The organism is Kitasatospora sp. NPDC127067 (assembly GCF_042724755.1).
GTDB lineage: Bacteria > Actinomycetota > Actinomycetes > Streptomycetales > Streptomycetaceae > Kitasatospora > Kitasatospora lactacystinica.
Window position 1 is genome coordinate 17,426 of the sequence record NZ_JBHXEM010000006.1, and the last position, 21,448, is coordinate 38,873.

Consider the following 21,448-nt stretch of genomic DNA (forward strand, 5'->3'; position numbering starts at 1 on the left):
CGGGACGGACGCGCGGCGGCCGGGGGCGCTCCGGCCGCCGCCCGGCCGCCGCCCGGCCGTCGTACGCCAGTGCCACAACCGGGAGCGCGTTCGGTTCCCCGTCGCCGGTGCGGGTGATCATCGTGACCCCTGGCCCCCACCGTGAGTTGACCCGGCATCACTCGCCGATGCCGGAACCGGAGGCCCGCTCCCCGATGGCCGTACCCGACGTGACCGTGGTGGTCGCGGTCTACAACACCATGCCGTACCTCACCGCCTGCCTGGACTCGCTGGTCGGGCAGTCCCTGGCGCCGGGGCGGCTGGAGGTGGTGGCCGTGGACGACGGCTCCACCGACGGCGGCGGGGAGCTGCTGGACGAGTACGCCGCCCGCCACCCAGGGCTGTTCACGGTGCTGCACCAGCCCAACTCGGGCGGCCCGGCGGTCCCGACCAACCGCGCCCTGGAGCTGGCCCGCGGCCGCTACGTGCTGTTCCTCGGCGCGGACGACCGGCTCGGCGAGGAGGCGCTGGAGCGGCTGGTCACGGCCGCCGACGCCTGGGGCTCGGACGTGGTGGTGCCCAAGCAGATCGGGGTGAACGGGCGGCTGGTCCCGCAGGGGATCTTCCACGCCGACGCCGAGTCCGTGGACTTCACCGACTCCGCGCTGGCCTGGGCGCTGGCCGACACCAAGCTGTTCCGGCTCGACCTCCTCCGGCGCCACGGGCTGCGCCGCGACGAGCGGTTGAAGGTCTTCTCGGACCAGCCGTTCACCCTGGAGGCCTGCCTGCGGGCGGCCCGGGTGTCCGTCCTCGCCTCCTACGACTGCTACTTCCTGGTGCTGCGCGAGGACCGGGGCAACGTCACCGAGCGGGCCGGGGTGCTGGACCGGCTGCGCGGGATCGCCGCGCTGCAGCAGGTGGCGGCGGAACTGGCCGATCCCGGAGAGGAGTTGGACGCCATCCGGGCCCGCAGCTTCGGCTGGGACGTGCCGCGCCTGCTGCAGGAGGGCTTCCTGCTGCTGGCCGAGGACGTGCAGGAGCGGGTGTGCGTCGAGGCCGCGCGCCTGGTCGAGCGGTTCGGCGCCCGCGAGGTGTACCACCGGCTGCCGCCCGCCGAGCGGGTGCGGCTCGAACTCGCCTGCGCGGTGCGGCCGGAGGCGCTGCGCGACCAGATCCGCTACGAGGCGGCGCACGGCGATCCACCCGTGGTGGTGGACGGCGGGCGGCGGTACGCGGGCTTCCCGGCGTTCCGGGACGCCCGGCTCGGCCTGCCGGACGAGCTGTTCCTGCTGCCGGAGGACGAGGCCGCCTCCGAGGCCGCCTCCGAGGCGGTCGGGAAGGCCGCCCCGCGGCTCGACCTCGCCCGGCAGCTGTGGCGCGGGCTCGTCCCGGAACAGCTGCGGCGCCGGCTGCGGCGCCACCCGGCGTGGCGCCGGCTGGCCGACTCGGTGAACGGAGGACGGGGATGAGCCTGGACGTCTGCGTGGTCGGCCTGGGCAAGCTGGGCCTGCCGCTGGCGGTGCAGTTCGCGCTGAAGGGCCACCGGGTGACCGGCGCGGACACCGCTCCCGGCGTGGTGGAGAGCGTCAACCGGGGCGTGCCGCCGTTCCCCCGGGAGGCGGGTCTGGACCAGGCGCTCAAGCGGGTCGTCGCCGAGGGCCTGCTGCGGGCCACCGCCGACACCACGGCCGCGGTGGCCCGGGCCGAGGCCGTCGTACTGGTCGTCCCGCTGGTCACCGCCGCCGACGGCAGCCCGGACTTCGCCCTGCTCGACGCGGCCACCGACGCCGTCGCGGCCGGGCTGCGCCGGGGCACCCTGGTCAGCTACGAGACCACCCTGCCGGTCGGCACCACCCGGGAGCGCTGGGCGCCCCGGCTGGCGTCCCGGTCGGGGCTCGCGGCCGGGAGGGACTTCGCGCTGGTGTTCAGCCCGGAGCGGGTGCGCACCGGACGGGTCTTCGCCGACCTGCGGCGCTACCCCAAGCTGGTCGGCGGCCTGGACGCGTCCTCCACCCGGCGCGGCGCCGAGTTCTACCGGGCGGTGCTGGACTTCGACCCGCGCCCGGACCTGCCCCGGCCCAACGGCGTCTGGGAACTGGCCTCGGCGGAGGCGGCCGAGTTCAGCAAGCTCGCCGAGACCACGTACCGGGACGTCAACATCGCGCTGGCCAACCAGTTCGCCCGGTACGCGGACGAGGTCGGGGTGGACTTCGCGGAGATCGCCGACGCCTGCAACTCGCAGCCGTACAGCCACCTGCACCGGCCGGGCATCGCGGTCGGCGGGCACTGCATCCCGGTGTACCCGCGGCTCTACCTGTGGAACGACCCGGGCGCGACGGTGGTCCGGGCGGCGCGCGAGGCCAACCTGGCGGTTCCGGGGTACGCGGTGGGCGTGCTGGCGGGGGCGGTGCCGGGCGGGATCGCCGGGCAGGGCGTGCTGGTGCTCGGCGCCTCGTACCGGGGCGGGGTCAAGGAGACGGCGTACTCCGGGGTGTTCCCGCTGGTCGAGGCGGTGCGGTCGGCGGGTGCGCGGCCGTACGTCAGCGACCCGCTGTACGAGGCGGAGGAGTTGGCGGCGCTCGGGCTGCCGCCGTACGGCGGGGAGCCGGTGGTGGCGGCGGTGCTGCAGGCCGACCACCCGGAGTACCGGGACCTGACGCCGGCGGACCTGCCGGGGGTGCGGGTGCTGCTGGACGGGCGGCGGTGCACGGACCCGAAGCGCTGGGCGGGCGCGGAGGTGCGGCGGATGGTGCTGGGCGGGGCGTGAGGCCCGGGCTGTTCGGCGTGTGAGGCCCGGGCTGTTCGGTGCGTCACGCCTGGCGGGGGCGTGTGATCGCGAGGCGCGCCCCCGTCCGCGCCGGGCAACGGGCAGACTGGCGGGGTGAGTGACGATGCCTTCAGCGGGACCGGTCCCGGGGTCCGGTTCACCGCGGCCGACGAGCAGAAGAGACGTGGCGTCCGCCGGATGAAGACCATCGCGACCGGCCTGCTGGCCTTCGCGACCCTGGTCTTCGCCCTGGCCACCTGGGCCAAGGCGGCCGGCGCCGGCCCCTGGGCGGGGTACGTGGCGGCCGCCGCCGAGGCGGGCATGGTCGGCGCGCTGGCCGACTGGTTCGCGGTGACCGCGCTGTTCCGCCGGCCGTTCGGCCTGCCGATCCCGCACACCGCGATCATCCCGACCAAGAAGGACGCCTTCGGCCGCTCGCTCGGCGACTTCGTCGGCGAGAACTTCCTCTCCGGCCACGTGGTCCGCGGCCGCCTGGCGGCACTCGGCATCGGCCGCCGGCTGGGGGAGTGGCTGGCCGCGCCGGGCAGTGCCGAGCGGGTCACCAAGGAGGCCTCGGCGGCGCTGCGCGGCCTGCTCGCGGTGCTCCGCGACGACGACGTGCGGGCGGTGGTCGCCGAGGCGGTGACCAGGCGGGCCGCGGCCACCTCGGTGGCCGAGCCGATGGGCCGGATGCTCGGCAAGGTGGTCGCGGACGGCGGGCACCACGGGGTGGTGGACCTGGTCGCCGTCCGGGCGCACGGCTGGCTGACCACCAACCACGAGGAGGTGGTCCAGAAGGTCACCCAGAAGACCCCGGGCTGGACGCCCCGGTTCATCGACCACCAGGTCGGCGAGCGGGTCTACAAGGAGCTGCTGCGCTTCGTCACCGACATCCGGGACGATCCGGACCACCCGGCCCGCGGCGCGATCGACAACTTCCTCGCCGACTTCGCGACCGAGCTGCAGACCGACCCGGAGACCATCGCCCGGGTCGAGCGGGCCAAGGGCGAGCTGCTGGCCCGCGCCGAGGTGCAGGACCTGATCAACTCCACCTGGGCGGCCGTGCGCACCCTGGTGATGGGCGCGGCCGAGGACGAGGACAGCGAACTGCGCCGGCGCATCCGCGACGGCGTGCGCCGCTTCGGCGAGCGCCTGGCCACCGACCCCAAGCTCCAGGCCAAGGTGGACGGCTGGCTCCAGGACGCCGCCCAGTACCTGGTCGACACCTACCGCACCGAGATCACCTCGCTGATCTCCGAGACGGTGGCGGGCTGGGACGCCGACGACGCCTCCCGCAAGATCGAGGCCAACGTCGGCCGCGACCTCCAGTTCATCCGGATCAACGGCACCGTGGTCGGCGCCCTGGCCGGGCTGCTGATCCACACCCTGGCGGTGGCGCTCGGAGGGTGACCCCGGGCACGGCCTATCCTTGCCAGCAACTGTCTTCGGTACGCGCGTAGAAGGAAGAAGGGAACCACCGTGGTCCAGCCGGACGGAAGTCGGATCGGCCCCAGTGTCAGTCGGATCGAGCCTGTGGAGCGGAGCATCGAGGCGTTCATCGCCGGGATGCCCAAGGCGGAACTGCACGTCCACCACGTCGGCTCGGCCTCGCCGCGCGTCGTCGCGGAACTGGCCGCCCGGCACGCCGGGAACTCCAAGGTGCCGGCCGACCCGGCGGCGCTCGCCGAGTACTTCACCTTCACCGACTTCGCGCACTTCATCGAGGTCTACCTGAGCGTGGTGGACCTGGTCCGGGACGCCGAGGACGTCCGCTCGCTCACCTACGGGGTGGCCGAGGACATGGCCCGGCAGAACATCCGGTACGCCGAGCTGACCATCACCCCGTACTCCTCGGTCCGCCGGGGCATCCCCGAGGTCGCCTTCATGGAGGCGATCGAGGACGCCCGGCTGCGCGCCGAGAAGGAGCTCGGCGTGGTGCTGCGCTGGTGCTTCGACATCCCGGGCGAGGCCGGGCTGCAGTCCGCCGAGGAGACCGCCCGGCTGGCCACTGAGCTGGGCCCCGACGGCCTGGTCAGCTTCGGCCTGGGCGGCCCGGAGATCGGCGTGCCGCGCCCGCAGTTCAAGCCGTACTTCGACCGGGCCCGGGCGGCCGGCCTGCGCAGCGTCCCGCACGCGGGCGAGGCCACCGGGCCGGAGACGGTCTGGGACGCGATCCGGGCGCTCGGCGCCGAGCGCATCGGGCACGGCACCCAGGCGGTGAAGGACCCGGCGCTGGTCGACTACCTGGGCGAGCACCGCATCCCGCTGGAGGTCTGCCCGACCTCCAACATCGCCACCCGGGTCGTGGAGCGGATCGAGGACCACCCGATCAAGCGGATGGTCGACGCCGGGCTGCTGGTGACGGTCAACAGCGACGACCCGCCGATGTTCGGCACCGACCTCAACACCGAGTACGCGGTGGCGGCGCGACTGCTGGGCCTGGACGAGGCCGGGGTGGCGGGGCTGGCCCGCAACGCCGTCGAGGCCTCCTTCCTGGACCGGGCGGGCAAGACCCGGCTGACCGGGGAGATCGACGCCTACTTGGCGGGCTGGCAGCAGGCCTGACCTTCCCGCCGTCGCGTTTCCCGCTGTCGCGTTTCCCCTGGTGAACCGCCCCGTCGACCTCGGTCGGCGGGGCGGTTCCGCGTTCCGGCGCCGACCGGCGCCATCCCCGTTCGGACTATGGCGCCAAAGTGGTGCCACAAATGGCTCGACATGGCACCACGGCCGTGCCATGCTTACGGCCATGGACCTCACGCCGTACGTGGAAAACCTCCGGAACGAGCTCGCGGTGGCCGCCGCCACCGGCGGGGACGAAGCGCGTGCGCTGGCCGAGCGGCTGACGCTCCCGCTGGAGTCGGCCGTGCGGCTCACCCTGCTCAACGCGCTCTCGGCCGCCATGGGCGAAGTCACCCGTGACCTCGCCCCCGGCTCGGTGGACGTGCGCCTGCGCGGGCTCGACCCCGAGTTCGTGGTGACGGCGCCGCCCGGCTCGGACGCCTTCCACGGCGATACGGCGCCACAGCCGGCACCGATGGCACCACTCGCGCCACCGGTGGCGCCGCCGGTGGCACCTTCGGCGGCGCCGGAGCCGGACGAGACCGGCACCGCCCGGATCAACTTCCGCCTGCCCGCCCACCTCAAGGCCAGGGCGGAGGAGGCCGCCGCCGAGGCCGGCCTCTCGCTCAACGCCTGGCTGGTCCGGGCCCTGGCCGGCGCCCTGGAGGGCGGCGAGCCGGCCCGCCGGCCGGTGGCCGATCCGGGCAGCCGGGTCGCGCGCAGCGTCGGCGGCCAGGGCTTCACCGGCTGGGTCCACTGAGGCCTCCGCAGTACCCCGAGCATCCGTACGACCGCTCGCTCCACCTCCCGCACCACCTTCTGCACCTTCGACGTCACCCCCGCTCCGACCAGCGGGAACACCCACACGAGTCAAAAGGACGGGACAGCCATGCCTACGTACGAGACCGACGGACCGATCTCCGCCATCCTCGAGTTCGACATCGGCTCGGTCTGGATCAAGGCGGGCAAACACACCGACACGGTGGTCGAGGTCCGGCCCGCCAATCCGGCCAAGGAGGCGGACGTCAAGGCCGCCGAGCAGACCCAGGTCGACTTCTCCGGTGGCCGGCTCGGCATCAAGGCCCCCAAGCAGCGCAGCGTCTTCAGCGGCAAGAAGGGCGCCGTCGAGGTCCTGGTCGAGCTGCCGGCCGGCTCCGAGGTCCACAGCGAGTCGCCGATGGCCGAGTTCGTCACCGAGGGCCCGCTCGGTGCCTGCCGACTGAAGACCTCGCTCGGCCGGATCCAGGTCGAGAGCGCCGAGAGCGCCCGGCTCGACAGCGGCTTCGGCGACGTCCGGCTCGGCGCGACGACCGGGGACGCCGAGGTGACGGGGGCCGGCCGGATCGAGATCGGATCCGTCGGGGGCCGGCTGACGGTGAAGAACAGCAACGGCGACACCGAGGTCGACGAGGTGCACGGCGAACTCCACGCCAACGCCTCCAACGGCCGGATCCACGTCGGCCTCGCCGAGGGGAACGTGGACGCCAAGTCGGCGCACGGCCACATCCGGGTCGGCCGGGTCGTCCGCGGCAAGGTCACCCTCCAGACCAGCGTGGGGGACGTCGAGGTCGGCATCGCGGAGGGCACCGCGGCCTGGCTCGACGTGCACAGCAAGGTCGGCGGCGTCCGCAACGACCTCGGCCCCACCCAGGGCCCGGGCGACGCGGTGGAGACGGTCGAGGTCCGCGGCCGCACCCAGGTCGGCAACGTCGTCGTCCGGAGGGCCTGATGGCGGCCGACTCCGCGGTCCCGGCGATCTCGGCGACCGGACTCACCAAGTCCTACGGGGACAAGGCGGTCCTGAGGGGCATCGACCTGGAGATCCCGGCGGGCAGCGTGTTCGCCCTGCTCGGGCCCAACGGCGCCGGCAAGACCACCACCGTGCAGATCCTCTCCACCCTGATCCCCGCGGACGGCGGCTCGGCCCGGGTGGTCGGGCACGACGTGGCACGCGAGGCCGACTCGGTGCGGAAGGCGATCGGGGTGACGGGCCAGTTCTCGGCGGTGGACAACCTGCTCACCGCCGAGGAGAACCTGATGCTGATGGCCGACCTCAACCACCTCCGCCGTCGGGAGGGGCGGAGGCGGACGGAGGAACTGCTGCGGCGCTTCGATCTCACCGAGGCCTCGCGCAAGGCCGTCACCACCTTCTCCGGCGGCATGCGGCGCAAGCTCGACCTCGCGATGACCCTGGTCGGGGACCCGAAGGTGATCTTCCTGGACGAGCCGACCACCGGGCTGGACCCGCGCAGCCGGCGCACCATGTGGGAGATCATCCGAAGCCTGGTAGCCGACCACGGGGTGACGGTCCTCCTCACCACCCAGTACCTGGAGGAGGCCGACCAGCTCGCCGACCGGATCGCCGTCCTGGACGGCGGCCGGATCGTCGCCGAGGGCACGGCCGAGGAGCTGAAGCGGTTCGCCCCCGGCGGGCGGATCCGGCTCCGGTTCGCGGACGCCGGCTCGCTGGCCACCGCCGCCGCACTGTTCGAATACGCCACGGCCGACACCGAGGCGCTGCGGCTGGAGATCCCGGGGGACAACTCCGTCCTCACCGTGAAGGCCGTGCTGGACGTGCTCGACAACGCGTCCGTGCAGGCCGAGTCGTTGGTCGTGGAGACGGCCGACCTGGACGACGCGTTCCTTCAACTGACCGGGGAGGGCGTGCGATGAGCATGGCCACGGGCACGGCCGGCCACGCGCTCAGCGACTCGCTGACCATGCTGCGCCGCAACCTCAAGCACGCGCTGCGGTACCCGTCCCTGACCTTCGCGGTCGTGGTGATGCCGGTCATGATGCTGCTGCTCTTCAACTACGCCTACGGCAGCACCCTGGGCGCCGGCATCGGCGGCGGCAACTACATCGACTACGTGACGCCCGGCATCGTGCTGATGGCGGCCACCTCCGGGGCGCTGGTCACCGCGATCGGCATCTGCACCGACATGACCGAGGGCATCGTCAACCGCTTCCGCACGATGGCCATATCGCGCTCCGCCTTCCTGGCCGGGCACGTGGTCGGCAGTGTCATCCAGACCATGATCGGGCTGGTGCTGGTGATCGGCACGGCCCTCGCGATGGGCTTCCGGCCGAACGCCGGACCGGTGGAGTGGCTGGCCGCGATGGGCCTGCTGCTCTTCCTCACGATCGCCCTGACCTGGATATCGGCCGGCATCGGCCTGGTGGCCAAGACGGTCGAGAGCGCCAGCAACATGCCGATGCCGCTGCAGTTCCTGCCCTTCATCGGCAGCGCCATCGTGCCGACCGACTCCATGCCGACGGCACTGCGCTGGTTCGCCGAGTACCAGCCCTTCACCCCCATGATCGAGACCCTGCGCGGGCTGTTGATGGGGACCGGGATCGGCACCAGTGCCTGGAGCGCCCTGGCCTGGTGCACCGTGCTGACGCTGGTCGGCTACTTCTGGTCGCGGAGCGTCTTCTACCGGCGGTGACGGGGGTACGGCCGGTGCACCCGGCGGCCCGGACGACGGAGCACCCGTCGTCCGGGCCGTCCGGCATCCCCGTAGTAAAGTCCCGGCAAAGGACAACTCCGGGGGGAGCAAATGACGGTGACGCGCCGCAAGCAGGTCGTGTGGTGGCTCCGGGGCGCGGCGCTGGCGGCCCTCCTGGTGTACCTGCCGGGCTACTTCTCCTCCCGCCAGGGCGGGCTGGTCGAGGTCGAGCGCTGGCTGAACCACCCGGTGCTGCTGCTTGGGACGGCGATCGCGCTGGCCGTGGCCTCGGCGGTGGCCCAGTTCGAGTTCCGCACCAGATGGGCGCAGATCGGTTGTGCGGCCGTCCTGTCACCGCTCCTCGTCATCGGGGCGGGGGTCGGAGCCGTGGCGTACATCTTCGGCGGCGACGGCCGGCTGGTCGACCGCAAGCCCGACCCGAACCGCTCCGACCACGTGCTGCGCGTCACCGACATCGCCTTCTCGATCGACCCGGTCTACCGGGTGGAGCTGCTGACGGGCAGCGGCTGGTCGGCCCGCCACTGGGGCCTCGGCACCTGGGAGGAGGGCGACGGCTTCGTCAAGGCCGAATGGTCCGCCCCGGGCCGGATCACGGTGACCTTGCGGGAGGAGATCGAGGTCTTCACCGTGGACGAGGACGGGACGCTGGGCGGCCCCTCGGCCATGCCCCGGCCCCGCTAGAGCTGTCGTAAGGTCCGTGCCGAAGATCGGTGAACCGCCGGGGGGGCGAGCGAGGCATGTCAGCGGCACGTCGCAAGCAGATCGCGTGGAGGCTCAGAGGGGTGGCGTTCGCGGCGCTGCTGGCGTACCTGGCGGGTTGGTACGCGTCCCGACCGGGCGGGCTGGTGGTGGTCGATCAGTGGCTCAACCACCCGGTGCTGCTGGTCGGCGCGGCGGTCGTGCTGGTCGTGGCCTCGCTGATCATCGAGCTGGAGTTCCGTACCCGGGTGTCGCAGATCGGTTGCGCCGCCGGCCTGGTGGCGCTGATCTTCGGCGCGCCGATGACCGTGTTCACGGTGTTGGCGACCACCGGCTTCCCGGGGCGGACCGACCGGGAGGTCTCCCCGGGCCGCCCGGACCGGGTGCTGACCATGACCAATGTCGCCTTCTCGATCGACCCGATCTACCGGGTGGAGCTGGTGTCCGGTACCGGTTGGTCCGCCCGCCACTGGAGCATGGGCATCTGGAACACCCAGTACGGCGACTTGGTCCGCATCGACTGGTCCGGGACGGACCGGATCACCATCACCGGGCGCAAGAAGCTCACGGTCTTCGACGTCCTTCCGGACGGCAGCCTGAGCGCCCCGCGGGAGGAGCCCCTGCCCCCGAAGCAGTGAAACGGTCCGGCCCTCCGCCGGGGGACGGGGGAGGGCCCGACCGTCCGCCTCGGCGGGAAGGCCTCACCAGCGGTCGATGCCCATGGTCCTGGCCGCGCTGTGGACGGCGTTGTAGTGCGGGATCGACATGTCGGACTTCTTCTGGCCCGCCGGCAGGCTCCTGTCGGCGGCGCGGAACTCGTCGCGGGCCTCCGCGAGCAGGCTGGTGCCGTGGGAGACCGGGACGTCCTTGGTGCCGTGCGCCGGGTGGGACTTGGCGGCCGTCCTGCTGCCCGCGTTGATCAGGGTGTTGCGGGCCTGGTTGTAGTCGGCGACCTTGACGGTCTTCGGGTTGCGGAGCTCCGCCCGCACCCCGGCCGCCGACGGCGCCTGTTCGGCGGCGACGGCGGCCGGAGCGGCAGCGGTGGTGAGCGCACCCGTCACGAGGACGGTCGCGAAGGCGTTCCGAAGGGACCTGTGCATGAGGGTGTCCTTCCGACAAGAAAAGCGTCACGGATTCGCTCCCTCATGAGCACCGGAACGGTCAGGGTGCGAACGCCTCCGCCCTACCCCGGCCCCCGGCGGCGGAAAACCGGCTTCCGCTCAGGAAGTTCGCCGACGATGAGATCAGGCCTTTGCCTGATTGTGCGTTCATGGGATCAGCGCAGTGGAAAGGTGGGGCTGCAACGCGGAAGGGTCCGGCACCCGTGTGGATGCCGGACCCTTCCGACTGTGGAGCGCCAGGCCCGGGTTGCACGGACTCTTCCTACTGAAAGTAGGACGTGCTCTGGTAGCACCGCTGACGCCTGGCGAGAGATCATCTCCCTCGCGATGTCGAAAATATTAGCAGCTCAACGCCTGTGCGCCGAATCGTGCTGCCGGACGCCCGGGGGCGCCGTGTTGGCTGGTTGTCGCGCAGGGCTCCCTCGCCGCCTGAATCGGTTCGGTCGCATCAACGCGGAAGGGCCCGGCATCCGTGTGGATGCCGGACCCTTCCGACTGTGGAGCGCCAGGCCCGGGTTGCACGGACTCTTCCTACTGAAAGTAGGACGTGCTCTGGTAGCACCGCTGACGCCTGACGAGAGATCATCTCCCTCGCGACGTCAGGAATATTAGCAGCTCAACACCCGTGCGCCGAATCGCGGCCCCGGCCGGTGCGCCGGCGGAGTCAGGCGTCGAACTCGCCGGCGCGGATGGCGGAGACGAGGTCGCGCCATTCGTCGGGGGTGAGCTGGGCGATGGCGTCGGGCAGGAGGCTGCTGCGGACGTAGACGGCATCGGGGGCTATGGCTACCTCGGGGCAATTGTTGCCATCGCCGCAGGCGCTGGGCCTTCGCCAAGCGAGTTCTTCCACAGAGGCCTCACAGGCTATTCATGATGCTGGAGATCGCGTCACGGGAGGCCGATGGATCGAGTGCGCGATCACGCATCGCCCCGAGGATGCTCCGGTAGTTCTCCAGCTGATTCATCTCGGTCAGGAACGCTGGCGATCCTACGGAGTCCAACTGCACCGTATCGAGGCGGGGCACGGGCCCGCTGGCGTACAGCACAGCCTGGCCTGCCCCCTTGAAACCGCCGGCCTTGAACTCCAGCACGCGCAGCGTCACGTGGGGAGCTTCTGAGAGCGACAACAAGTGCTTCAGCTGTTCCCTGGCGACAGTTGCCCCTCCGAACTCCATGCGAAGCGCTGCCTCGTGCACGATCGCTTCGTAGTCGAGTGGATCGCTTCGCGTCAGGAGCTCAGCTCGTCGCATCCGGTTCTCGACCCGTGCTTCGATGTTCAGCGGTCGTAGAGGCGGATAGACCTCTCGAAAGATCGCCCGAGCTGTCTCCTCGGTCTGCATGAGCCCGGGAGCATGGCAGATCTGGTACGTCACCAGCGCGCCGGCATAGTGCTCGACCTCGGAAATCTCAAGAATTCCGGCCGGGACGAGGCCTCTGTGCTCCTCCCACCACCCCTTCGTCCGGTCGGCGGCCATCTCGGCAACGGCGTCGATGTACGCGGAGTCGGCCTCCTCGTACTCGGTGGCGAGCGCAAGGACCCGCTCGGCGCTGATCGGATAGGAGCCCTGCTCGATCAGCGTGACCTTGCTGCGGTCCAGCCCAAGAACGGCGGCAGCGTCTCCGGCCGTGCGTCCGGCGGTCTCTCGCATCTTTCGCAGCTCGATGCCGACGCGCTTCCGGCGTGCGGTTGGGGTAGGTGGCATCTCCCCAGCATCCACCGCGTGTGCGTGACGAGTCCAGCGAACAGATAGGCACATCTTCTAGAGGCTGCTAGCAAATTTGCTATCGCATGCCCTACAGTCTGTGATGCACCGATCACCGAACGGATCGTCAGTAACGCTGCTCGGGCACCGAAGAACACCCATGTCCAGTGGGTTCGTTCACGGCGACGCATCCGCCGGTCTCACCCTTCCCCCTCCGGGAGACGCTGTGCGTAACCTCAACTCCCCCTCCCTCACCCTCTCCCGCGACGCCCTCCGCGACGGGATGACCAGTGCCGGCTGGCCGCCCTCCCTCATCGCGGACGCCGAACTCGCGATGGTCGAACTGATCGTCAACGCCTGGCGCCACGGTGAGACGACCTCCCCGGTCATCCTGATCCACCACCGCGCCGACACCCTGCGCGTCGCGGTCTCCGACCGCAGCCCCCTCCTCCCGGAACAGGGCCCCCTCGCCCTCCTCTCCGAGACCGGCCGGGGCCTCCAACTGGTCGCGGGCCTCACCCACCGCTGGGGCGTCGACCCCCAACACCTCGGCAAGACCGTCTGGTTCGAGCTGCAGCAGGACGGTGTCGCGTGAGCGCCCACCACCCCATCCACCCGGCCGACCCGGCGCTGCTGCACCTCACCTCGCGCCAGGTCGCCCAACTCATCGTCGAACTCCGAACGGAAGGCCGAGAGTTCGGCCTCCTCTGGCCCTCCGCCGGCCCCGGCGACATCAACCTCCACGGCCGGCGCCTGGTCGACATCGGCAACGTCCCGGCGAGCACGCTGGTCAACCTCCTCGCGCTCATCCGCGAGTTCAGGCGCAACCGCGACCTCAGGCCGTAGGAGCCGTAGGAACAGTCCCGTAGGTGTTGAAGCGCAGGTACAGCCCGATGTGCGCCGGAGTCCCCGGCGCGATGGTGCGGTAGCTGCACAGCTCCTGCACCCCGCTCTCGCCTCCGGGCAGTCCGGCCGTCAGCTGCCGCAGCACCTCGGCGTGCGGGCGCGGATCGACGCCCTCGATCCGCATCAGCTCCGCTATCCGCCCGGCGGCCTCGGCGTCGCTGCGGGTGTTACCGGGAAGCCGCAGGTAGACGTTGGCCTCCTCGGGTCCCGTCGCACCCTCCCGGAACGCCAGGCAGGTCATCGGCTCGTTGTCCACCGTGCCGCCGTCCCGCCCGTAGATCACGGCACGGGCTCGGGCCGCCCGGGCCGAATCGTGGCGGTGCGACAGTGCGGCAACGGTGTCCAACTCGTCCATCGGCATCGGGAGGTGGCGGAAGTAGACCTTCACCCGGGAGGCGCTTCCGCCGTCCAGGTCGAGGGCGAAGAACTCCACCTCATGCCCGCGTCGGGCGAGCTCCCCGCACCGCCGTCCCACCGGTTCCCAGGCCTCGGCTAGCCCCAGCCGGTGCATGGCCTCGGCCATGACCTCGTGGGTGTGGTCCGGGCCGTGCGCCTGCGGGTTGAGGTAGACCTTGTAGTGCGGCCGCTCGCCGGGCTGCCAGGCCAGGGAGTGCCAGACGGTGGGCCGGTTGAGACCGGGACGGGGCGTGACGAACAGGTCCTCGACGTCGAGGTGCCGCTCGATGCTCACCCCCGGCCGTTCGGCTAGCCGAAGCGTCAACTCCCGTCCGGCTTCCTGGCATCCGAGCGGAGTGCGGTCGAAACTCAGCGACTCGAACAGGATGCGCACCTCCGGCCTCCCCGCCTTCCAGCTGACGGAAAGCTCGGCGGGGAAGCCGTCGGTCGAGACGAACGACGGCGGATTGCACCGGGTCCCGATGGGCCGCGCGCCCCACGGGCTGAGCACGTCCCGCAGGTCCTGCAGGACGCGGGCCGTCTCCGACCCGCTGATCCCCAGGCCCCGGCAGACGGCTGTCCACTTCTCCTCCAGGAACTGCCCGAAGGTCTTGTCCGGGTCCCGGAAGGGGGCGAGGGCGGATGTGGTGTCGCGAAACAGCGGGATGGTCACTGGCCCGACTGGTTGGGTTCGTTCATCTGCCCGATGACCGACTGGTTGGGCTCGTTGAGCTGCCCGGTGATCGACTGGTTGGGCTCGTTGAGCTGCCCGACGACCGACTGGTTCGGCTCGTTCAGCTGCTTGGCGACAGTGCTGGGCGCGGGTGCTGCCGCCAGGATCGCCGTGGTGCCGACGAGCAGTGCCGCACCTGCGGCGATTCCAACTGCCCACGTGGCCAATACCCTGCGCATCATTGCCCCTCCCCCTGATCGATGATCAGATTGATCATAGCCACAGGGCCGGTGCCAAAGGTATGTATCTTTCGAACGCATCTTTGATTTGCCCCCGCCCAGCCGGCCCTCAGCCCCAGCCCCTCGCCCCACCGCAGCAGCCCCGGGAGTCGCCATGTCCGCACCGCAGCAGCCCGAAGACCCGTACGCGGCGACCGGTGTCGTGGGACCGGCCCCGGAGGGGGTGACCCTGCCGCTGCCGCCGGTGTTCGACTCGGTGGAGGAGGAGCGCCAGTACCGGAAGGAACAACTGGCGGCCGGGTTCCGCCTGTTCGGCCGGTTCGGCTTCTCGGAGGGCGTCGCCGGGCACATCACCGTCCGCGACCCGGAGAACCCGGGCTGGTTCTGGGTGAACCCGTTCGGCATGAGCTTCAACCAGATCAAGGCCTCCGACCTGATCCTGGTCGACCACGAGGGCACCCTGCTGCACGGCAAGCGTCCGGTGAACCGGGCCGCCTTCGCGATCCACTCCCAGGTGCACGCCGCCCGCCCGGACGCGGTCGCGGCCGCGCACTCGCACTCGCTGTACGGCAAGGCCTTCTCCAGCCTCGGCATCCCGCTCGACCCGATCACCCAGGACGCCTGCGTCTTCTTCGAGGACCACGGGCTGTACAGCGACTACCGGGGTGTCGTGACCGAGACCGAGGAGGGCAAGCGGGTGGCCGCCGCACTGGGCGGCCACAAGGCCGTGATCCTGCAGAACCACGGCCTGCTGACGGTCGGCCAGTCGGTGGCCGAGGCGGTCTGGTGGTTCATCACCATGGAGCGCTCCTGCCAGGCGCAGCTGCTGGCGATGGCGGCCGGCACCCCGAAGTCGATCGACCGGGAGACCGCGCTGATCGCCCGGAACCAGATCGGGACCTCGCTGGCCGGCTGGTTCCAGGCCCGCCCGCTGTGGGACCAGATCACCCTCTCGGACCCCGACCTCTTCGACTGACGATCCCCGCCGCCGTCCGCCTTCCCCCTGGAGCAGCCCCGTGCCCACCACCCCCGCCCAGCGCAGGCTCCGGATCGCCGTGTTCGGCGCCGGTTCCATCGGCTGCCACCTCGGCGGCATGCTCGCCCCGACCGCCGACGTCACCCTGATCGGCCGGCCGGCGGCGATGGCGGCGATCGACGCGGACGGGCTGACCCTCACCGGCCCGGGCGGGGCCCGCCGCGAGGTGCGGGACCTGACCGCCGCCGCCGACCCGGAGGCCGCGGCCGGCGCCGACTACGTGCTGGTCACGGTGAAGTCCGCCGACACCGCGACCGCCGCCCGGGAACTCGCCCCGCACCTCGGTCCGAACACGGTGGTGGTGAGTTTCCAGAACGGTCTGCGCAACGTGGACGTGCTCGCGGCCGCGCTGCCGTCCCACCGGGTGCTGGCCGGCATGGTCCCGTACAACGTGGTGCGGACCGGGACCGCGGCGTTCCACCAGGGCAGCGGCGGCTCGCTGATGCTGGCCGCCGAGGAGGGGGCGGACGCCCTCGCCGACGCCGCCCGGGCGGGCGGTCTGCTGCTGGAGTTGCGGACGGACATGCCGGCCGTCCAGGCGGCGAAGCTGCTGATGAACCTCAACAACGCGGTCAACGCGCTCTCCGGGCTTCCGTTGCGCGAGCAGGTCGGGCAGCTGGCGTACCGGCAGTGCGTGGCGCGCTGCCAGCTGGAGGCGCTGGCGGTGTTCCGGGCCGCCGGGATGGCGCCGGCCCAGCTCGGCCCGGTGCCGCCGGAGGTGATGCCGCAGGTGCTCGAACTGCCGGACGCGCAGTTCCAGGAGCTGGCCGGGGCCAGCCTGCAGATCGACGCGACGGCCCGCTCCTCGATGTGGGAGGACCTCCAGCGGGGCCGCCCCACCGAGATCGACTCGCTGCAGGGCGAGGTCGTCGCCCTCGCCGAGCGCCACGGCCTCACGGCGCCCGCCAACGCCCGCCTGATCACCCTCGTCCACGAGGCCGAGGCGGCCGCCCCCGGCACCGGCCCCGGCTGGACCGGCCCCGCCCTCCTCGCCGAACTCACCCCGGCCCACTGACGGGGCGCTCCCGGTAGCCCGCGCGGGAAGTCGGCCCGGCCGACTTCCCGCGCAGGCGGCGTCAGGAGAAGTCCAGGACCAGCCGGCCGCGCAGGCCGCCGGCCTCCAGGAGGCGGTGGGCCCGGGCCGCTTCCTCGGCGGGCAGCACGTCGGCGACGTGCAGGGTCAGGACGCCCGCCTCGGCCTGGTGGCGCAGGGCGTCCAGCCGCACGGTGTCCGTGATGGCGTCCGTCACCATCACCGGGCGCACCAGGACGCCGCGTTCGGCGGGGCCGGACCAGCCCTTCAGCTCGGCCAGGGTCCCGCCGTCGGCCACGGCGGGTACGAGCTCGGTGGTCTGGTGGGAACCGTCCACCAGGCCGGGGACGCCGTCGGGCACCAGCGCCCGGATGCGGTCGGCGACGTCGGGGCCGCGTTCCACCACGTGGTCGGCGCCGAACCCCCGTACCCGCTCGACGTCCTGCGGAGCGGCGTCCGCGATGACGGTCAGCCCGTCGGCCTTGGCCAGCTCGACCGCGTACCCGCCGACGGCCCCGGCCGCTCCGGTCACGGCGACGGTCCCGCCGGGTGGCACGGCCAGTGCGTCCAGGGCCAGGCGTGCGGTCATCGCGTTCATCAGCAGCGTGGACGCCGCGGGGTGGTCCACCCCCTCCGGTGCCGGGACCACCGAGGCGGCGGGCACCACGACCTGCTCGGCGTACGCCCCACCGTGCTCGCCGATGAACAGCACGACGGCGACCACCCGTTGGCCGACGGCGAGTCGTCCGTCCGTCCCGGGCCCGAGCTGGTCGATCACCCCGGCCGCGTCCATGCCGGGCACGAACGGGGGCCGCCTGCCCGGCATCCGTGCGGCGTGGCCGCCGCGCCGCAGTACCGCGTCGGTCGGGTTCACGGCGGCCGCGTGCACCCGGATGCGGACCTCACCGGGGCCGGCCTGCGGCTCGGGCAGCTCCAGGACGCGCAGGACGTCCGGGCCGCCGAACTCCTCAATTCCTATGGCTCTCATGCCACTTGCAAGTCGCCTCGCGGGCCGGGTGTTCCCGCGTGGCGCGTGCCGCGCGTCGACGCCGAGGCCTCAGTCCCGGGGCCAGGGCCGCCCGTCGAGCCGTTCGATGCCGGTGTTGAAGCGGCGCAGGAAGCCGGCGAAGGAGGCTATGTCCTCCTCCGGCCAGTCCGTCATCACGAGGTTCAGCGCCCGTACGTGGGCCTCGCGTTCCGCTTCCAGCCGGTTCCGGCCCTCCTCGGTGAGGCGGAACTTGCGGGCGATGCCGCCGTCCGGGTCCGGGATGCGTTCGAGCAGGCCCGCGCTCTTCAGGGCCGCGGTCTGCCGGTTGAGGGTGGAGACGTCCAGGGCGAAGGCGTCGCTCAACTGCCCGATGGACATGGGCCCCTCGGCGTCGACCCGGCTGAGCAGGATGTAGGAACTGCGTTCGAGCTGGCTGCCCTCGGGGCGGGCGTTGACCTGGCTCAGGTCGCGGTGCCGGGCGAACACCAGGAATTCGAGGGCGACCTCGTGCGTGGGGCTGGTCATGTCGAAGTCCCTTCATCACCGCTTCGACCTGCGGTTTCTCCGTGGATCACCTTTCAGTATGCCAGAGGTATGCGTGGCCCACATGATGTGCACGGCGCACATCATGTGTAAGCTGACCATTCTGTGTTCCATGCACATTGTGTGTTTTCTGCACACTCCTGCTCTTCGACTGCCCGAGGAGGCCCGTCATCAACGGCCCCGCCCCCACTCCCCGCACCGGTCCGATCGTGGCGGTGCTCGCCTTCACCGGCACCGTCGCCGCGATCATGCAGACCCTGGTCACCCCACTGATCAGCGAGCTCCCGCAACTCCTGCACACCAGCGCGTCCAACGCCTCCTGGGTCATCACCGCGACCCTGCTCTCCGCCGCCGTCTTCGTCCCGATCAGCGGCCGCCTCGGTGACCTGCTCGGCAAGCGGACGATGCTCATCGCCTCCTGCGTCCCGCTGCTGCTCGGCTCGGTCCTGTGCGCGGTGGCCGACTCCGTGGTGCCGATGATCGCCGGCCGGGCGCTGCAGGGCATGGGCATGGGCCTGGTGCCGATCGGCATCAGCCTGCTGCGCGACGTCCTGCCGCCCGAGCGGCTCGGCTCGGCGATCGCCCTGGTCAGCGCCTCCATGGGCATCGGCGGCGGCCTCGGCCTGCCGATCGCGGCCGGCGTCGCCGACTACGCCAGCTGGCGCGTGCTGTTCTGGGGCACCGCCGTGCTGACCGTCGTCATCATCGGCATGCTCTGGACCGTCATCCCGGCCCCCGCCGCGGACGGCCGCCCCGTCGGCGGCCGCTTCGACTTCGTCGGCGCGATCGGCCTCAGCGTCGGCCTGGTCTGCCTGCTGCTGCCCGTCTCCAAGGGCGGGGACTGGGGCTGGGGCAGCACCCGCACCCTCGGCCTGTTCGCCGCCTCCGCCGCGATCCTGATGCTCTGGGCCCGCTGGGAGCTGCGCGTCCCCGAACCGCTGGTGGACCTGCGGGTCACCGCCCGCCCGCGGGTGCTGCTGACCAACGCCGCCTCCGTCCTGGTCGGCTTCGGCATGTACGCCCAGGCGCTGATCGTGCCGCAGCTGCTCATGCTGCCGAAGCTCACCGGCTACGGGCTGGGGCAGTCGATGCTGGCGATGGGCCTGTGGATGGCGCCCGGCGGGCTGATGATGATGGTCGTCTCCCCGTTCGGTGGCAAGCTGTCCGCCGCGCGCGGACCGAAGTTCACCCTGGCCGCCGGGGCGCTGACGATCGCCGTCGGCTACGGGCTGGCGCTGCCGCTGATGGGCTCCACCTGGGGCGTGCTGATCGTGACGATCGTCTGCAACAGCGGTGTCGGCCTGGCCTACGGCGCGATGCCCGCACTGATCATGAGCGCGGTGCCGCTGTCCGCGACGGCCTCGGCGAACAGCTTCAACACCCTGATGCGCTCGCTGGGCACCTCGGTGTCCGCCGCCGTGATGGGTGTGGTGCTGTCGCAGATGACCGTCAACCTGGGCGGGCACGCCCTGCCCTCGGAGGGCGGCTTCCGGGTCGGCCTGGTGATCGGCTGCGGCGTCGCGCTGATCGCGGCCGCCGTCGCCGCCGTCATCCCCGCGCCGCCCGCTCCCCAACTGCGCGCCGTTCCCGCCCCGGAGGCGGGGGACGCCGAGGCGGCCAGGCCGGCCACGGCCTGAGGCCCGGTCGGGTGGGGCCCGTCTGCCTGCGCGGGGCCCGCCTGCTTGGGCCCGCCTGCGGGCGGCCCGCCCCGGGCGCGTTGTGCTCGCGCGTCCGGGGCGGGCGCGTCGGCGCTACCGGAAGGCCGGCAGGTTGCGCTCGACCCAGGCCCGGAAGGGCGCGGCCGGGCGGTGCAGCACGGCCGCCACGTCGGGGCTGACCGCCTGCTCGGCGGGGAGCGGGAGGCCGAGGACGTCCAGCGTCCCGGCGATCACCTGCTCCGGCATGAACCGCGCCAGGTGGGCGTGGGCCTGCTCCCGGGACAGCTCCACGAAGGCCACCTCCTCGCCCAGGGCCTCGGCGATGACCTCGGCCTGCCGGCGCGGTCCGATCGCCTCCGGTCCGGTCAGCTCGTAGGTGCGGCCGCCGTGGCCGTCCTCGCGCAGCACGGCGGCGGCGACCGCCGCGATGTCCGCCGGGTCGACCACGGGCAGCGCCACCCCGCCGAACGGCGCGAAGACGGTCCGCTCCGCCCGGACCGTCCCGGCCCAGGCGAAGGCGTTGGAGGCGAAGCCGCCGGGGCGCAGGACGGTGAAGTCCCGTCCGGAGGCGCGCACGGCGGCCTCGAACTCCCGCAGCCGGGCGTGCGAGGGGGCGTCCGGCCGGGTGGCGCCGACCTGCGAGGAGACCAGGACGATCCGCTCCACCCCGGCGTCCGCGACCGTCCTCAGCAGGGCTTCCGGGCTCTCGCCGTGACTGTTGAGCTCGCCGCCCAGCAGGACGAACAGCGCGCGGGACCCTTCGAGGGCCGGGCGCAGGCCGGCGGCGTCGCCAAGGCCGCCCCGGGCCCAGCGGACTCCGGCCGCCGGGTGGTCGGGCTGCGGCTGCCGGGACACGGCGACCACCTGTTCGCCCGCCTCGGCCAGCAGCTCCACCAGCGTCCGGCCGATGTTGCCGGTCGCGCCCGTCACTGTGATCATTTCCGCCCCCAGGAGTGAGAAGTCAGGAGTGAGATGTGCGGTCGAGCCAGTGAGTTAGTTGGCTGACTGAGAAAGACCATAGCCGCCTTCCGGGGCGGCTGTCTATAGTCAGTCGGGTGACTGACTCAGTGAACCGGCGCACGGCGGCGTCGCAGAAGCGCCGACGGCTCACCGCGGCCGCGGCCAAGGTCCTGCACGAGCAGGGCGTCGAGCGGACCACCCTCGCCGACATCGCGCGCGAGGCCGACGTCCCGGTCGGGAACGTCTACTACTACTTCAAGACCAAGGACGAGCTGGTCCGCGCCGCGCTCTCCGAGCACAGCGCGCACCTCGACGAACTCACCGAGCGGCTGGAGCGGTTGCCCGACCCGCTGGACCGCCTCAAGGCGCTGGTCGAGGCCTGGGTCGGACAGCGCGACCTCGCCGCCCGGCACGGCTGCCCGACCGGCACCCTGGCCGTCGAACTCGACAAGCGCACCGAGGGGGGCCTCGACGCGGAGGCCGGCGCGGTGATCCGGCGGCTGCTCGACTGGGCCGCGGGCCAGTTCCGCGAGCTGGGCCTGCCCGACCCGGACGGCCTGGCCCTCACCCTGGTCGCGGGCTACCAGGGCATGTCGCTGCTCGCCAACGCGCTGCGCGACCCGGAGGTCATGACGCGCGAAGGGGGCCGCCTGCTGCGCTGGCTCGACTCCCTGCGGGTCGCGTAGGCCCGCTCTCCGCAGGTCCACCCTCGGGCAGG

24 protein-coding genes are annotated in these 21,448 nt (G+C 72.2%); 16 read left to right on the top strand and 8 right to left on the bottom strand.

What is annotated here, in order from left to right:
- The first annotated feature begins 167 nt into the window (after nucleotides 1–167).
- The 10 genes from ACFWJ4_RS04130 (at nucleotide 168) to ACFWJ4_RS04175 (ending at nucleotide 10,112) form a co-directional block, all read left to right on the top strand.
- A complete protein-coding gene (locus ACFWJ4_RS04130; RefSeq protein WP_380538887.1) occupies nucleotides 168–1,448 on the top strand; it encodes a glycosyltransferase family 2 protein in 1,281 nt (426 codons plus the stop codon).
- 2 nt (nucleotides 1,449–1,450) lie between these two features.
- Nucleotides 1,451–2,746 (top strand): nucleotide sugar dehydrogenase, encoded by a 1,296-nt coding sequence (locus ACFWJ4_RS04135; protein WP_380539131.1) that lies wholly within the window; start codon nucleotides 1,451–1,453, stop codon nucleotides 2,744–2,746.
- Between the two features lie 114 nt (nucleotides 2,747–2,860).
- On the top strand, nucleotides 2,861–4,156 hold the full coding sequence (locus ACFWJ4_RS04140) for a DUF445 family protein (RefSeq protein WP_359914293.1): 1,296 nt from the start codon (nucleotides 2,861–2,863) through the stop codon (nucleotides 4,154–4,156).
- A 123-nt stretch (nucleotides 4,157–4,279) separates the two neighbouring features.
- Nucleotides 4,280–5,311, top strand: coding sequence for an adenosine deaminase (locus ACFWJ4_RS04145; protein ID WP_359914296.1), 1,032 nt, complete (start codon nucleotides 4,280–4,282; stop codon nucleotides 5,309–5,311).
- 181 nt (nucleotides 5,312–5,492) lie between these two features.
- Nucleotides 5,493–6,065 carry a toxin-antitoxin system HicB family antitoxin gene (locus ACFWJ4_RS04150; protein WP_380538890.1) on the top strand — a complete coding sequence of 191 codons (573 nt, stop codon included), beginning with the start codon at nucleotides 5,493–5,495 and terminating at the stop codon, nucleotides 6,063–6,065.
- A 129-nt stretch (nucleotides 6,066–6,194) separates the two neighbouring features.
- A complete protein-coding gene (locus ACFWJ4_RS04155; protein ID WP_380538893.1) occupies nucleotides 6,195–7,034 on the top strand; it encodes a DUF4097 domain-containing protein in 840 nt (279 codons plus the stop codon).
- Nucleotides 7,034–7,978 (top strand): ATP-binding cassette domain-containing protein, encoded by a 945-nt coding sequence (locus tag ACFWJ4_RS04160; RefSeq protein WP_380538896.1) that lies wholly within the window; start codon nucleotides 7,034–7,036, stop codon nucleotides 7,976–7,978. Before ACFWJ4_RS04155 ends, ACFWJ4_RS04160 begins: the two co-directional genes overlap by 1 nt.
- On the top strand, nucleotides 7,975–8,754 hold the full coding sequence (locus tag ACFWJ4_RS04165) for an ABC transporter permease (protein ID WP_380538899.1): 780 nt from the start codon (nucleotides 7,975–7,977) through the stop codon (nucleotides 8,752–8,754). The genes ACFWJ4_RS04160 and ACFWJ4_RS04165 overlap by 4 nt, the downstream gene beginning before the upstream one ends.
- A 111-nt stretch (nucleotides 8,755–8,865) precedes the next feature.
- Nucleotides 8,866–9,456: a hypothetical protein gene (locus ACFWJ4_RS04170; protein ID WP_380538902.1), complete on the top strand. Its 591-nt coding sequence runs from the start codon at nucleotides 8,866–8,868 to the stop codon at nucleotides 9,454–9,456.
- Nucleotides 9,457–9,557: 101 nt separating this feature from the next.
- Nucleotides 9,558–10,112, top strand: coding sequence for a hypothetical protein (locus ACFWJ4_RS04175; RefSeq protein ID WP_380538905.1), 555 nt, complete (start codon nucleotides 9,558–9,560; stop codon nucleotides 10,110–10,112).
- A 63-nt stretch (nucleotides 10,113–10,175) separates the two neighbouring features.
- On the opposite strand, the gene ACFWJ4_RS04180 is transcribed toward ACFWJ4_RS04175, so the two are convergent.
- The 3 genes from ACFWJ4_RS04180 to ACFWJ4_RS04190 all read right to left on the bottom strand — a co-directional run bounded on the left by ACFWJ4_RS04180 (nucleotide 10,176) and on the right by ACFWJ4_RS04190 (nucleotide 12,352).
- Nucleotides 10,176–10,574 carry a hypothetical protein gene (locus ACFWJ4_RS04180; protein ID WP_380538908.1) on the bottom strand — a complete coding sequence of 133 codons (399 nt, stop codon included), beginning with the start codon at nucleotides 10,572–10,574 and terminating at the stop codon, nucleotides 10,176–10,178.
- Between the two features lie 685 nt (nucleotides 10,575–11,259).
- Complete coding sequence (locus ACFWJ4_RS04185; RefSeq protein WP_380538911.1) at nucleotides 11,260–11,445, bottom strand: DUF397 domain-containing protein; 186 nt, start codon at nucleotides 11,443–11,445, stop codon at nucleotides 11,260–11,262.
- A gap of 7 nt (nucleotides 11,446–11,452) precedes the next feature.
- A complete protein-coding gene (locus ACFWJ4_RS04190; RefSeq protein ID WP_380538914.1) occupies nucleotides 11,453–12,352 on the bottom strand; it encodes a helix-turn-helix domain-containing protein in 900 nt (299 codons plus the stop codon).
- 172 nt (nucleotides 12,353–12,524) lie between these two features.
- On the opposite strand from ACFWJ4_RS04190, the gene ACFWJ4_RS04195 reads away from it, so the two are divergent.
- Together ACFWJ4_RS04195 and ACFWJ4_RS04200 are read left to right on the top strand one after the other, a co-directional pair.
- A complete protein-coding gene (locus tag ACFWJ4_RS04195) occupies nucleotides 12,525–12,893 on the top strand; it encodes an ATP-binding protein (RefSeq protein ID WP_359915415.1) in 369 nt (122 codons plus the stop codon).
- Nucleotides 12,890–13,144, top strand: coding sequence for a hypothetical protein (locus ACFWJ4_RS04200; RefSeq protein WP_359915417.1), 255 nt, complete (start codon nucleotides 12,890–12,892; stop codon nucleotides 13,142–13,144). Before ACFWJ4_RS04195 ends, ACFWJ4_RS04200 begins: the two co-directional genes overlap by 4 nt.
- Here the strand turns inward: ACFWJ4_RS04200 and ACFWJ4_RS04205 are convergent.
- The gene (locus ACFWJ4_RS04205) at nucleotides 13,134–14,273 is read right to left on the bottom strand and encodes a tryptophan dimethylallyltransferase family protein (RefSeq protein ID WP_380538918.1); all 1,140 of its coding nucleotides are present in this window, start codon (nucleotides 14,271–14,273) and stop codon (nucleotides 13,134–13,136) included. The genes ACFWJ4_RS04200 and ACFWJ4_RS04205 overlap by 11 nt on opposite strands.
- Entirely contained in the window at nucleotides 14,270–14,512 is a 243-nt protein-coding gene (locus tag ACFWJ4_RS04210; protein ID WP_380538921.1) for a hypothetical protein, read from the bottom strand. The genes ACFWJ4_RS04205 and ACFWJ4_RS04210 overlap by 4 nt, the downstream gene beginning before the upstream one ends.
- Nucleotides 14,513–14,666: 154 nt before the next feature.
- Between ACFWJ4_RS04210 and ACFWJ4_RS04215 the strand changes: the two genes are divergently transcribed.
- Nucleotides 14,667–15,488 (top strand): class II aldolase/adducin family protein, encoded by an 822-nt coding sequence (locus ACFWJ4_RS04215; protein WP_380538924.1) that lies wholly within the window; start codon nucleotides 14,667–14,669, stop codon nucleotides 15,486–15,488.
- A 40-nt stretch (nucleotides 15,489–15,528) separates the two neighbouring features.
- Nucleotides 15,529–16,563, top strand: coding sequence for a 2-dehydropantoate 2-reductase (locus tag ACFWJ4_RS04220; RefSeq protein ID WP_380538927.1), 1,035 nt, complete (start codon nucleotides 15,529–15,531; stop codon nucleotides 16,561–16,563).
- Between the two features lie 61 nt (nucleotides 16,564–16,624).
- On the opposite strand, the gene ACFWJ4_RS04225 is transcribed toward ACFWJ4_RS04220, so the two are convergent.
- Nucleotides 16,625–17,569, bottom strand: a complete 945-nt coding sequence (locus ACFWJ4_RS04225; protein ID WP_380538930.1) for an NADP-dependent oxidoreductase — start codon at nucleotides 17,567–17,569, stop codon at nucleotides 16,625–16,627.
- Nucleotides 17,570–17,638: 69 nt separating this feature from the next.
- Nucleotides 17,639–18,094: a MarR family transcriptional regulator gene (locus ACFWJ4_RS04230; RefSeq protein ID WP_359901949.1), complete on the bottom strand. Its 456-nt coding sequence runs from the start codon at nucleotides 18,092–18,094 to the stop codon at nucleotides 17,639–17,641.
- Between the two features lie 188 nt (nucleotides 18,095–18,282).
- Between ACFWJ4_RS04230 and ACFWJ4_RS04235 the strand changes: the two genes are divergently transcribed.
- Entirely contained in the window at nucleotides 18,283–19,749 is a 1,467-nt protein-coding gene (locus ACFWJ4_RS04235; RefSeq protein ID WP_380539134.1) for an MFS transporter, read from the top strand.
- 114 nt (nucleotides 19,750–19,863) lie between these two features.
- Here ACFWJ4_RS04235 and ACFWJ4_RS04240 read toward each other — a convergent pair whose 3' ends face one another.
- The gene (locus tag ACFWJ4_RS04240) at nucleotides 19,864–20,709 is read right to left on the bottom strand and encodes an SDR family oxidoreductase (protein WP_380538933.1); all 846 of its coding nucleotides are present in this window, start codon (nucleotides 20,707–20,709) and stop codon (nucleotides 19,864–19,866) included.
- A gap of 116 nt (nucleotides 20,710–20,825) precedes the next feature.
- On the opposite strand from ACFWJ4_RS04240, the gene ACFWJ4_RS04245 reads away from it, so the two are divergent.
- Nucleotides 20,826–21,416: a TetR/AcrR family transcriptional regulator gene (locus ACFWJ4_RS04245; RefSeq protein ID WP_380538936.1), complete on the top strand. Its 591-nt coding sequence runs from the start codon at nucleotides 20,826–20,828 to the stop codon at nucleotides 21,414–21,416.
- Nucleotides 21,417–21,448: the final 32 nt, after the last annotated feature.

Excerpts from the sequence above, each read along its gene's own strand:
- ACFWJ4_RS04240 (WP_380538933.1), bottom strand. The coding sequence starts at position 20,709 with ATGATCACAGTGACGGGCGCGACCGGCAACATCGGCCGGACGCTGGTG.
- ACFWJ4_RS04155 (WP_380538893.1), top strand. The coding sequence starts at position 6,195 with ATGCCTACGTACGAGACCGACGGACCGATCTCCGCCATCCTCGAGTTC.
- ACFWJ4_RS04130 (WP_380538887.1), top strand. The coding sequence starts at position 168 with ATGCCGGAACCGGAGGCCCGCTCCCCGATGGCCGTACCCGACGTGACC.
- ACFWJ4_RS04165 (WP_380538899.1), top strand. The coding sequence starts at position 7,975 with ATGAGCATGGCCACGGGCACGGCCGGCCACGCGCTCAGCGACTCGCTG.
- ACFWJ4_RS04190 (WP_380538914.1), bottom strand. The coding sequence starts at position 12,352 with ATGTGCCTATCTGTTCGCTGGACTCGTCACGCACACGCGGTGGATGCT.
- ACFWJ4_RS04180 (WP_380538908.1), bottom strand. The coding sequence starts at position 10,574 with ATGCACAGGTCCCTTCGGAACGCCTTCGCGACCGTCCTCGTGACGGGT.
- ACFWJ4_RS04160 (WP_380538896.1), top strand. The coding sequence starts at position 7,034 with ATGGCGGCCGACTCCGCGGTCCCGGCGATCTCGGCGACCGGACTCACC.
- ACFWJ4_RS04170 (WP_380538902.1), top strand. The coding sequence starts at position 8,866 with ATGACGGTGACGCGCCGCAAGCAGGTCGTGTGGTGGCTCCGGGGCGCG.
- ACFWJ4_RS04150 (WP_380538890.1), top strand. The coding sequence starts at position 5,493 with ATGGACCTCACGCCGTACGTGGAAAACCTCCGGAACGAGCTCGCGGTG.
- ACFWJ4_RS04225 (WP_380538930.1), bottom strand. The coding sequence starts at position 17,569 with ATGAGAGCCATAGGAATTGAGGAGTTCGGCGGCCCGGACGTCCTGCGC.
- ACFWJ4_RS04215 (WP_380538924.1), top strand. The coding sequence starts at position 14,667 with ATGTCCGCACCGCAGCAGCCCGAAGACCCGTACGCGGCGACCGGTGTC.
- ACFWJ4_RS04230 (WP_359901949.1), bottom strand. The coding sequence starts at position 18,094 with ATGACCAGCCCCACGCACGAGGTCGCCCTCGAATTCCTGGTGTTCGCC.
- ACFWJ4_RS04210 (WP_380538921.1), bottom strand. The coding sequence starts at position 14,512 with ATGCGCAGGGTATTGGCCACGTGGGCAGTTGGAATCGCCGCAGGTGCG.